At 77.3% G+C, this 11313-nt stretch carries 9 protein-coding genes; 5 read left to right on the top strand and 4 right to left on the bottom strand.

Annotated features, from left to right (window positions below; genetic code table 11):
• The first annotated feature begins 117 nt into the window (after positions 1-117).
• Positions 118-1410 carry a PP2C family protein-serine/threonine phosphatase gene (locus tag BUE37_RS06630; RefSeq protein ID WP_073419242.1) on the top strand — a complete coding sequence of 431 codons (1293 nt, stop codon included), beginning with the start codon at positions 118-120 and terminating at the stop codon, positions 1408-1410.
• A 34-nt stretch (positions 1411-1444) separates the two neighbouring features.
• Here BUE37_RS06630 and BUE37_RS06625 read toward each other — a convergent pair whose 3' ends face one another.
• The 4 genes from BUE37_RS06625 to BUE37_RS06610 all read right to left on the bottom strand — a co-directional run bounded on the left by BUE37_RS06625 (position 1445) and on the right by BUE37_RS06610 (position 6118).
• Positions 1445-2260, bottom strand: a complete 816-nt coding sequence (locus tag BUE37_RS06625) for an HDOD domain-containing protein (RefSeq protein ID WP_073419241.1) — start codon at positions 2258-2260, stop codon at positions 1445-1447.
• Positions 2257-4302: a putative bifunctional diguanylate cyclase/phosphodiesterase gene (locus BUE37_RS06620; protein WP_073419240.1), complete on the bottom strand. Its 2046-nt coding sequence runs from the start codon at positions 4300-4302 to the stop codon at positions 2257-2259. The genes BUE37_RS06625 and BUE37_RS06620 overlap by 4 nt, the downstream gene beginning before the upstream one ends.
• 141 nt (positions 4303-4443) lie before the next feature.
• The gene (locus BUE37_RS06615) at positions 4444-5301 is read right to left on the bottom strand and encodes a patatin-like phospholipase family protein (protein WP_073419239.1); all 858 of its coding nucleotides are present in this window, start codon (positions 5299-5301) and stop codon (positions 4444-4446) included.
• Position 5302: 1 nt separating this feature from the next.
• Positions 5303-6118 carry a mycofactocin-coupled SDR family oxidoreductase gene (locus BUE37_RS06610; protein ID WP_073419238.1) on the bottom strand — a complete coding sequence of 272 codons (816 nt, stop codon included), beginning with the start codon at positions 6116-6118 and terminating at the stop codon, positions 5303-5305.
• 81 nt (positions 6119-6199) lie between these two features.
• Between BUE37_RS06610 and BUE37_RS06605 the strand changes: the two genes are divergently transcribed.
• From BUE37_RS06605 to BUE37_RS06590, 4 genes are all read left to right on the top strand, one after another.
• Positions 6200-6784 (top strand): TetR family transcriptional regulator, encoded by a 585-nt coding sequence (locus BUE37_RS06605; RefSeq protein ID WP_073419237.1) that lies wholly within the window; start codon positions 6200-6202, stop codon positions 6782-6784.
• Positions 6781-8742 carry an alpha-amylase family protein gene (locus BUE37_RS06600; RefSeq protein ID WP_073419236.1) on the top strand — a complete coding sequence of 654 codons (1962 nt, stop codon included), beginning with the start codon at positions 6781-6783 and terminating at the stop codon, positions 8740-8742. Before BUE37_RS06605 ends, BUE37_RS06600 begins: the two co-directional genes overlap by 4 nt.
• Before the next feature lie 19 nt (positions 8743-8761).
• Positions 8762-9703 carry an alpha/beta hydrolase gene (locus BUE37_RS06595; RefSeq protein ID WP_073419235.1) on the top strand — a complete coding sequence of 314 codons (942 nt, stop codon included), beginning with the start codon at positions 8762-8764 and terminating at the stop codon, positions 9701-9703.
• Positions 9704-9795: 92 nt separating this feature from the next.
• Complete coding sequence (locus tag BUE37_RS06590) at positions 9796-11298, top strand: GGDEF domain-containing protein (RefSeq protein WP_083628361.1); 1503 nt, start codon at positions 9796-9798, stop codon at positions 11296-11298.
• Positions 11299-11313: the final 15 nt, after the last annotated feature.

The following is an 11313-nucleotide window of genomic DNA, read 5'->3' as shown; positions in this document are numbered from 1 at the left end:
CCGCGTCCAGTGTGGCCCGGGGGACGGCGCCGGGCACGATCTCGTTCCGGCCGGTGCGGGCTGCCGTACCCTCCGTACCCGGCACGTGCGGGGACCGCGGGCCGGGACGGAGCCTGGGTGAGGACACCGACCGACGACGGCGGAGCCGGCGTCGAGCGCGACCGGTTCCGCTACCTGGCCGAGGTCACCGAGTCCCTCACGCAGAGCCTCGACACCGGCACGGCCGCCGACCAGCTGGCCCGCCTGGTGGTGCCGCGGCTGGCCGACTGGGCCACCGTCACGCTGCTCGCCGGCGACGGCGCCCCCGGCAGCTCGGCCCGCGCGCACCGCGACCCCGGCCTGCTCGACGCCGTCGACACCTACCTCGCCGGGCGGGTCACCGCCCCGCGCGACCAGTCCGCGCTGGCCTCGGCGCTGCTGTCCGGCGAGCCGGTGCACCTCACCGCGCTCGAGCCCGACCTCGGCCCCGAGTCGCTGCCGGAGGGCCCGGTGCGCGCCGCCTGGGACCGGCTGGACCCGCGCTCGAGCCTGTTCGTCCCGCTGCAGGCGCGCGGCTCCGGCTTCGGCGTCCTCTCCCTCGTGCGCTGCGGGGACCGTCCGCCGGCGGGGCCGGACGACGTCGCGCTCGCCGTCGAGGTGGCCCGCCGCGGCGGGCTGGCGCTGGACAACGCCCGGCTGTTCGGCCGGCAGCTGCGGGTGGCCGAGACGCTGCAGCACAGCCTGCTCACCCCGCCGCCGCAGCCCGCCGGCCTGGAGCTCGCCGTCCGCTACCGGGCCGCGGTGTCCCAGGACCTGGTCGGCGGGGACTGGTACGACGCGTTCGGCCGCCCCGACGGCGCCACGGTGCTCGTCATCGGCGACGTCGTCGGCCACGGGGTGGAGGCGGCCGCGGCGATGGCGCAGCTGCGCAGCGCCGTGCGGACGCTGGCCTACGACTCCCCCGACGGCCCCGCCGGCACCCTCGACCGGGTCGACCGGGTGCTCGCCGGCCTGCACGTGGGCACGCTGGCCACCGCGCTGGTCGCCCACGTGCTGCCGCCCGACGGGACCGGCCCGCGCCGGGTGCTGCGCTGGTCGTCGGCCGGCCACCTGCCCCCGCTGGTGCTCGACGCCGGCGGCGGGGTGCGGACGCTGGCCACCCCGCCCGAGCGGCTGCTCGGCGTCGACGAGCCCGGCACCCGCCGGGACCACGAGGTGGCGCTGGAGCCCGGCGAGACGCTGGTGCTGGTCACCGACGGGCTGGTGGAGGTCGGCCGGCGGGACATCGACGAGGGCATGGCCGCGGTCGCCGGGGCGCTGGCGGGGCTCTCCCGGCTGCCGGCGGACGCGCTGTGCGACCGGCTGCTCACGCGGGTCCTGCCCGACCGCACGGACGACGACGTCGCCGTGCTCGCCGTCCGCGTGCTCTGACCGCGGGCGCCGACGGCGGGCCCGACCGGGCGGCTCAGCCCAGCAGGGCCAGCCGCAGCTCCTCGGCCTCGGCGCGCACCCGGTCCACGACCAGGTCCAGCGCGTCCTCCTGCAGCAGGCCGCCGCACAGGCGCCCGACGGGCACCGGCCGGTGCGGCCGGCCCGAGAGCCGGGCGGCGACCTCGGTGGCCACGCGCAGCAGGGCCCCCTCGGGAGCGGTCAGGTCGTCGGCGAGCTCCAGCGCGGTCACCATCCGCTGCGGGAAGCCCCAGTGCCGCAGGGCCAGGGCGCTCAGCCGCAGCGCGTGCACGCCGTAGCGCCGGGTCTCGGCCAGCCGGCGGGCGGGCGCGTCCTCCGCCCCGGCCACGAGCGCGGGACGGCCCTCCGGGTCCTCGTGGTGCAGCAGCGCCGCCCCGATCTGGGACAGCATGCCCAGGCACAGGGCGTCGGGCGGGCGCTCGCCGAAGCGCGGCGCGAGCGCGGCCGCCGCCTGGGCGACGTGGGTGCTGGTCAGCCAGAAGTCCTCCGGCAGCGCGGACTCGTCGCCGAGGTCGGTGAGGGCGACGGTCGCCATCGTCCGCACGGTCATGAGGCCGACGACGGTGACGGCGAACTGCAGCGAGGTCACCCGGCCGCACATGCCGAAGTAGGCGGAGTTGGCCAGCTTCATCACCCGGCCGGCCAGCGCCACGTCACCGGCGAGCACGCGGGCGAGGTCGCGGGCCCCGGCGTCCTCGGCGCTGGTCATGGCGACCAGCTGGGCTGCCACGGGCCGGCTGGCGGCGAGCGTGTCGATGCGGGCCAGGAGCCGGTCGACGTCGAGCGGGACCGGGGTGTCGAGGACGGTCACGGGGTCTCCCGTCGGGCGGCGAACCAGGCGGCGCAGTCGGCGCCGGCCATCGGGCGGGCGTGCAGGAAGCCCTGCAGGTGGGTGACGCCCAGCCGGGCGAGCTCCCCCGCCTGGGCGTGCGTCTCGACCCCCTCGGCGACCGTGCTCAGCCCCAGCGTCCGGGCGAGGCCGATGACCGCCGCGGCGATCGCGTCGCCGCCGGTGGTGAGCTCGGCGACGAAGGAGCGGTCGACCTTCAGGCAGTCGACCGGCAGGTGCCGCAGGTAGGCCAGCGACGAGTAGCCGGTGCCGAAGTCGTCGATCGCGAGGTGGACGCCGAGGTCGCGCAGCCGCTGCAGGACCTCCCGGGCCGCGGCCGGGTCGGTCATGAGCGCCGACTCGGTGAGCTCGATCGACAGCCGCTCGGGGTTGAGCCCGTGCCGGGTCAGGGCCGCGGCGACGCGGCCGGGCAGCGAGGCGTCGAGCTGCAGCGCGGACACGTTGACGTTGGCGCGCCGCGGGGCGGCGTCGCCCAGCTCGGCGTCCCACGCGGCCAGCTGCCGGCAGGTCTCGTCGAGCACGTGCAGGCCGAGCGGCCCGATGAGCCCGCTGGTCTCCGCCAGCGGGACGAACTCCTCGGGGCTGACGGCGCCGCGCTCCGGGTGCATCCACCGCGCCAGCGACTCGACGCCGCTGGGGCGCCCGTCCGCGGCGGAGAGGATGGGCTGGAACCACACCGCGATGCCGCCGCCGGAGATGGCGTCGCGCAGGTCGGCGACCAGGGCCAGCCGCTCGCGGGCGGCCACCCGGGCGCGCTCGTCGAGCACGGCCACCCGGCCCTTGCCGCCGGCCTTGGCCTGGTACATGGCGATGTCGCAGTCGCGGACGAGGTCGTCGGCGGTGACGTGCGCGCCGGTCTGCACGGTGACCCCGACGCTGGTGGTGGGCCGCACCTCCACACCGCTGAGCCGCACCGGCAGCGCCACGGCCGCGACCAGCCGCTCGGCGAGGAGCACCGCCTCGGCCTCGTCCACCGACGTCGCGACGACGACGAACTCGTCGCCGCCGAAGCGGGCGACCAGGTCGCCGGGCCGGACGGCGGCGCGCAGCCGGTCGGCGACCTCGACCAGCAGCACGTCGCCGGCCGCGTGGCCGAGGGAGTCGTTGACCACCTTGAAGTCGTCGAGGTCGAGGAAGAGGCACGCCAGGCCTCCGGCGCCCGGGGTGAAGTGCTCGGCGATCCAGCCGGACAGCAGGGTGCGGTTGGGCAGGCCGGTCAGCGGGTCGTGGTTGGCCTGGTGGGCCAGGCGCGCCTCGAAGGCCATCCGCTCGGTGACGTCCTCGAGCGTGGCCACGAAGCCGGCGCCCACGCCCGGGGTGGTCACGTGCGACAGGCGCAGCACCGCCGTCCGCACGTCCCCGTCGGCGCGCACCACGCGCACCGAGGTGACGCCGTCGGCGCCCTCGAGGACGCCGGCGACCTGGTCGACGACGTCGTCGATGTCGTCGGGGTGCAGGAAGTCCAGCCAGCCGACGCCGAGCAGCTGCTCGGCGCGGGCGCCGACGAGGGCGCACATGGCCTCGTTGACGTGGGTGAGCCGCATGCCCTGCTCGCTGAGCAGCAGCGGCACCGGCGAGCGCTCGGTGACCGCGGCGAAGCGCCGCTCGTGGGCGTCGGCGGTGGCGCGCAGCGCCCGCTCGAGCTCGTCGGCGGTGGAGATGACGCGGAGGGTCCAGCGGGTGCCGGAGGGCTCGGGCATGGCGACGACGACGGCCTCGACCTGCTCCCCGGTCGCCCGCCGCACCGGGGCGGTGAGCTGCGCGGTGCGCCCGGAGTGCAGCAGCGCGTGCAGCACGTCGGGCGCCACGCCGGGGAGGAAGGAGCGCAGGTCGTGACCGCGGAGGTCGGCGGCGCGCGCACCGAGCAGGCGGGCGGCGCCCTCGTTGGCCCAGCTGATGGGCAGCGCCCCGCTGCCGACGGCGTCGACGACGAGGAGGGCCGTCGCGTCGACGGCGGTGGCGCTGTAGGTGGGGGTGCCGGGTGCCGCCGTCGCTGCCGTCACGCCGCCACCTCCTCTCCTCCGGGGACGGCATCCGCCGTCCGGGACCAGGTCGCCCAGAGCCGGCCGGGCATCCTGGTCATCGGCGGGACGGGCGTGTGCTGGAGTCGGTCCGGCGACGCCCCTCCCCGGAGGGGTGAGGCCTCAGCCCCAGACGGCGGCGACCTCCGCGGCGACGCGCTCGGCCTGGGCCCGGCCGGCCCGGGCGGCGGGCTCGCGGGTGGCCGGGTCCAGCGGGTTGGACCCGAACGCCGCCAGGGCCGCCTCGTCCGCGAGCACCAGGTGCGCCTGCCCGTCGCGGCGCAGCGTGGCCATCTCCTCGTCGAGGGAGGGCCCGAGCGGGCTGCCCGGGAAGCCGCCCATCGGCGCGACGACGAGCACCCGGTCGTGCCCGGCCGCGAGGTCGGCGTTCGTCGGCGAGCGCAGGCCGCCGTCCATGAACCGCCGGTCGCCGATGGTGATCGGCGGGTACACCCCGGGCACCGCGCAGGACGCGGCGACGGCCTGCAGCAGGTCGAACCCGGAGCCGCTGTCGACGGCGAGGAACTCCCCGTCGGCGGTGTCGATCGCGGTGACCACCAGGCGCGCGGCCGGCCACCCCGGCGTCCCGATCCGCCCGCCGATGACCGCGAGCCGCTCGGACTCGGGCATGGTCCGCGCCCGCAGCGCCAGCGCGCCGATCCGGGCCCGCGCCTCCTGCGGGGAGGAGACGCCGGCCAGCGCCTCGGCCATCGCGGCGAAGAACCCGGCGCCGTCGAAGTCGACGGCCCGCTCGGTGGGCGGCACCGGGCCGAGCTGGGCGGCGTAGGCCTCCTCCAGGTCGGCGCCGGTGCGCACCAGCGTGCCCACGATCGAGCCGGCCGAGGTGCCCACCACGGTGTCGGCGTCGCGGACGTCGACGCCGGCCGCGGCCAGCCCGGACAGCAGCCCGAGCTCCCACGCGATGCCCGCGATCCCGCCGCCGCCGAGGACCAGCGCCCGGCTGCCCGGGGAGCCGCCCACCTCAGAACTCCGAGACGCCGGCGTCGACGGCCATTTCGTGCGCCGTCACGTACCGGGACTCGTCGGAGGCGAGGAACAGGACGACGTCGGCGACGTCCTCGGGCTGCGTGATCTGCACCGGCAGCAGGTTGCTGAACATGGGCGCCAGTCTGGGGTCGCCGGCCATCGCGGCGCCCAGCGTCGCCTGCATGTCGCCCTCGCCCATCGGCGTCGCGACGCCGGTCGGGTGCAGGCTGTTGACCCGGATCGCGTGCTGCGCGAGTTCGGTGGCGAAGGCCTTGGCCATCCCGCGGACGGCCCACTTGCTGGTCGTGTAGTGGACCATGAACGGCTGCACCTTGAGGCCCGCCGCGGAGCTGACCAGCACGATCGAGCCGCCGCCGGCCGCGACCAGGTGCGGCGCGGTGGCCATCACGGTGTTCCAGACGCCGGTCACGTTGACGTCCAGGGTGTTGGCGAAGACCTCCGCGCCCACCTGGTCCCACGCGCGCGGGCTGCAGATGCCGGCGTTGGCGACGACGACGTCGAGCCGGCCGAGCTCGGCCACGCCCCGGTCGGCGGCCGCGCGCAGCCCGTCGAGGTCGCGGACGTCGACGACCGCCGACACCGCCCGCCGGTCGTGGGCCTCCACCTGGCGCACCGTCTCGGCCAGGTCCTCCTCGGTGGCCGAGGGGTAGCTGACGTCGGGCAGCGGCCCGCAGACGTCGACCACCACGACGTCGGCGCCCTCGGCGGCGAGCCGGACGGCGTGCGCCCGCCCCTGCCCGCGCGCCGCGCCGGTCACCAGCGCCACCTTGCCCTCGACCCGTCCCGCCATGTCGTCTCCTCCGCTCGGCCGTGTGCCGCGCGTCACGCTAGGGATCGCTTGCACTGAGTGCAAGGCCCTAGGGTCGGGGCCGTGACGCAGGCCCGGCACCCCACCCGGCTGGAGACGTGGCGGGCGCTGCGCGAGGCCACGCTGCGGCTGGTGGCCGAGCACGGCTTCGCGGCGGTGAGCGTCGACGACGTCGCGGCGGCGGCCGGCACGTCGCGGCGGACCTTCTTCAACTACTTCCCCACCAAGGCCGCCGCGCTGTTCGACCCCGACCCGGAGCTCGCCCAGCGGTTGGAGCGGCTGACCGCCGAGGCGCCGGACACCGGCGACGTGTGGGCCGATCTGCGCGGCATCTGCGCGGTGTTCGTCCGCTGGGGCCCGCACGACGCGCTGCGCGTCTACCGCCGGGTGGCCGGCTCGGGCGAGCTCGGCGACTACCCGGTCGAGGTGCACCGGCACGTGCAGGCGGCGCTGGAGGCGTGGGCCACCCGGCGGCTGCCCGGCGACGAGCTCGGCCCGCGGCTGCTGGCCGCCGCGGCCGGCGCGGCGCTCGGGGCGGCGTTCCGCACCTGGGACCCGGCGTCGCCCGCGGAGGAGTTCGCCCGGCTCGCCGACGAGGCGCTCGCCCGGGTGCGGGTGGGCCCGGGACGCGCTACGGAGGACACGTGAGCGGGGGCGCGGAGGACAGCAGGCTGCCGGTGGGGTTCTCCGGGGAGGTGGCCACCGCGCTCGGCGCGGACGAGGCCGACGCCTTCCTCACCCGGGTCGGGCTCGCCCTGCCCGACCTCACCGCCGCGCTGACCGGGCTGTACGGCGACCGCGCCGGCGACTTCCTCGCCCGCGGGCTGCGGACCGCCCTGGCCGCCGCCGCCGAGCGGCCCGCGCCGCTGCGGCGGATCGACCGGCGCCGCGAGATCGACCCGGGATGGTTCCAGTCCCCCGGCGTGCAGGGCTACGTCTGCTACGTCGACCGGTTCTGCGGCACGCTGCGCGACCTGCCCGCCCGGCTGGACCACCTGCAGGACCTCGGCACCACCTACCTGCACCTCATGCCGCTGCTGCGCCCGCGGGAGGGCGAGAACGACGGCGGCTACGCGGTGGCCGACTACCGCGCGGTCGACCCGCGGCTGGGCACGATGGCCGACCTCGAGGCGGTCGCCGCCGCGCTGCACGGGCGCGGGATGAGCCTGTGCATCGACCTGGTGCTCAACCACACCGCCCGCGAGCACCCGTGGGCGCGCGGCTGGCTGGCCGGCGACCCCGCGTACGCCGGCTTCTACACCGCCTACCCCGACCGGGCGGAGCCCGACGCCTGGGACGCGACGATCCCGGAGGTCTTCCCCGACCGGGCGCCGGGCTCGTTCTCCTGGGTGCCGGAGGCGCTCGGCGGCGCCGGCGGCTGGGTGTGGACGACGTTCTGGCCCTACCAGTGGGACCTCGACTACACGAACCCCGAGGTCGCGCTCGCGGTGCTCGGCGAGATCACCTGGCTGGCCAACCGCGGCGTCGACGTCTTCCGGATGGACGCCGTCCCGTTCATGTGGAAGCGGCGGGGCACCGACTGCCAGAACCAGCCCGAGGCGCACCTGCTGCTGCAGGTGCTGCACGCGCTCACCCGGCTGGCCGCGCCGGGCGTGGTGTTCAAGGCCGAGGCGATCGTCGCGCCCGACGACCTGGTGCGGTACCTCGGCGCCCACGAGCGCGAGCGGCCCGAGTGCGAGCTGGCGTACCACAACCAGCTCATGGTGCTGCTGTGGAGCAGCCTGGCCACCGGCGACGTGCGGCTGGCGCGGCAGTCGCTGGGCCGGATGCGGCCGATCCCCCGCACGACCACCTGGTGCACCTACGTGCGCGGGCACGACGACATCGGCTGGGCGGTCACCGACACCGACGCCGCGGCGGTCGGCCTGGACGGCTTCGCGCACCGCCGGTTCCTCAACGACTTCTACGCCGGCCGCTTCCCCGGCTCGTTCGCCCGCGGCGCGCTGTTCCAGGAGAACGAGGCCACCGGCGACGCGCGGATCTCCGGCACCACCGCCTCGCTGTGCGGCGTCGAGGCCGCCCTCGAGGCCGGCGACGACGCTGCACTGGACGCCGCCGTCCGCCGGTTCGTGCTCCTCCACGCGGTCGCCTACGGCTTCGGCGGCATCCCGCTGCTGTTCTCCGGCGACGAGCTCGCCCAGCGCAACGACGCCGGCTACCTCGCCGACCCGGAGCTCGCCCCGGACAACCGCTGGATGCACCGGCCGCCGCTGGACTGGGCCGCCGCCGGGCGCGCCGCCGACCCCGCCACCGTGGAGGGGCGGGTCTGCGCCGCGCTGCGGGAACTCGGTGCGGCCCGCCGGTCGCTGCCGTCCCTGACCGGCGACGTCGGCGCCGAGCCCCTGGACGCCGGCAGCGACGCCGTCCTGGTGTGGCGCCGCCGGCACCCGCGGCACGGCACGTTCGTCGGGGTGGCCAACGTGGCCGCGGACCCCGCGTCCGTCGACGCCGACACGGTCACCGGGCTGGGGACGTTCGCCCAGGTGCACGGCAGCGACGGGGTGCTGCCGGTGGCCGACGGCCGGGTCGTGGTGCCCGGCCACGGGTTCGCCTGGTACGCCGAGACCGTCGTCGACCAGATCTGAGGAGGAGCGCGTGGCAGGGATGGACCTGCGGGTGCGGGTGCTGGGCCGGCTGCTGGGCCGGATGTCGGTCTCGTCGATGGACGAGGAGCGGATCCGCCGGGCGCAGGCGCAGCGCATCCCGCACAACCCGCTCACCGACGCGCTGCTCGGCGGGGTGGCCCGCGGCGTGCGGCTCACCGACGGCACGGCGCGCGGCGCGGCCGGGGACGTGCCGGTGCGCACCTACCGGCCGCAGGACGGCGACGGCGCGCTGCCGCTGGTCGTCAACTTCCACGGCGGCGGCTGGACGCTCGGCAACCTGGACTCCGCCGACTGGCTGTGCAGCAACGTGACCGCCGCGGTCGGCGCCGTCGTCGTGTCGGTCGACTACCGGCTCGCGCCCGGGCACCGCTGGCCCGCCGCGGCGGAGGACTGCTACGCCGCGCTGGTCGACGTCGTCGCCCGGGCGGCCGACCTCGGCGCCGACCCGGAGCGGGTGGCGGTGATGGGCGACAGCGCGGGCGGCAACCTGGCCGCCGTCGTGTGCCTCATGGCGCGGGACCGCTCGGGCCCGCGGATCGCCCACCAGGGACTGGTCTACCCCTCGGTGGACCTGACGATGAGCAGCCCCTCGATCGACGAGAACGCCTCCGCGCCGGTGCTGACGAAGGCCGACTGCCTCGCGTTCCGCGACCACTACCTGGGCGGCCAGGACCCCACCGACCCCTACGCCTCCCCGCTGTTCGCCCCGGACCACACGGGCCTGCCCCCGGCACTGGTGCAGGTGGCCGAGCACGACCCGATCCGCGACGACGGAGCCCGCTACACCGCGGTGCTGCGCGCGGCCGGGGTGCCGGTGCGGCACACCGAGTACGTGGGCATGCCGCACGGCTTCCTCGCCTTCCCGCGGCTGTGCCGGTCGGCGCCCCAGGCGCTGGCCGAGCTGTGCGCGGAGCAGACGGCGGCGCTCGCCGCACGCTGAGCCGCGCGCTCCCTCACCCCGACGGGTCATCTCCCCGGCGCCGCCGCGCGCCGATGACAGGAGGAGACCGCCGTCGACGAGAGGAGCACGAGGTGGCCCGCACCGGCCCGGCCCCCCGGCACCTGGGGGCGCTGCTCGTCGCCGTCTGCGCGGCGGGCGTGCTCGCGACCGCCGTGCTGCCCTCCTCCGCCGCGACGCTGGTCTCCGACGTCGTCCAGGCACTGGCCGCGGCCGCCGCCGCGGCGGCCACCGCCCGGCACGCCGTCGCGTCGGCCGGGCTGCGGATGCGCACGGCGTGGTGGCTGCTGGCCGCGGCCTGCGGGTCGTGGTCGGCGGGGCAGGCGTACTGGACGGTGCTCGCCGCCCGCGGGGAGTCGCCGTTCCCGTCGCTGGCCGACGTCGGTTTCCTCGGCTTCTCCGCGTGCGCGGTGCTGGCGCTGGCGGTCCACCCGGCCGGCGGGGGGCGCACCGGGCGGTGGCAGCGCTGCCTCGACGCGGTGATGACCACCGGCGCCGTGGGCCTGGTCAGCTGGCAGACCGCGCTCGGCGCGGTGCTGCGCGAGGACACCGGCCACGACGTCGCCGCCCGCCTGCTGCTGGCCGCCTACCCGGTCGCCGACGTCGCCCTCGTGGTGCTGGCGGTCCTGCTCGTCACCCGCACCGCCGGCGACCGCCGCCCGCTCAACCTGGTCGCCGCCGGCGTCACCGCGATGGCGGTCGCCGACAGCGCCTTCACCTACCTCGCCGCGACCAGCGCCTACGACGGCGGCACCGCGGACGCCGGCTGGACGCTGGCCTTCGTGCTGCTCGCGGTGGCGGGCCTGTGCCGGCCGGCGACCGCCGCGGGCGCCGCGCCCGCCGGCCACGCCGCCCGCCGGACCAGCGCCGCGGCGTCGCTGCTCCCCTACGCCCCGGTCACCCTGGCCCTCGGCACCGCCCTCGTCCGGACCCTCTCCGGCGCCGCCCTGACGCAGGGCGAGGAGCTCGTGGCCGCCCTGGTCGTCGCCGCCCTGCTCGCCCGCCAGTACGGCACCGTGCGCGAGAACGTGCGGCTCGCCGACGACCTGGCCGCCCGCGAGGCGCAGCTGCGCCGGCTGGCCTTCTCCGACCCGCTCACCGGCCTGGCCAACCGCGCGCTGTTCCTCGACCGGCTCGAGCACGCCCTCGCGCTGCACGCCCGCGACATGCGGCCGGTCGCCGTCGTCTTCCTCGACCTCGACGACTTCAAGGCGGTCAACGACACCCTCGGGCACGCGGCCGGCGACGAGCTGCTGCGGGGGGTGGCCGGCCGGCTGACGGGATCGCTGCGCGCCGGCGACACCGTGGCCCGCCTGGGCGGCGACGAGTTCGCCGTGGTGCTCGAGGACGGCGGCGACGCCGGCGAGGCCGCCACCCGGGTGGCGGCCGCGATGGCCCTGCCGTTCACCGTCGCGGGCACGCTGCGCCCGGTGGGCGCCAGCACCGGCGTGGTCGCGCTCGGGCCGGGTGACGCCGCCGTCGGCGCCGACGAGCTCATGGCCCGCGCCGACGCCGCGATGTACGCCGCCAAGCGCGCCGGCAAGGGCCGCGTCGTCCACCACGGCGCGCCCGCCTGACCTCCCCGACCTCCC

Source organism: Geodermatophilus nigrescens (assembly GCF_900129495.1).
Taxonomy (GTDB): Bacteria; Actinomycetota; Actinomycetes; order Mycobacteriales; family Geodermatophilaceae; genus Geodermatophilus; species Geodermatophilus nigrescens.
This window is presented reverse-complemented; position numbering and strand designations above follow the sequence as displayed.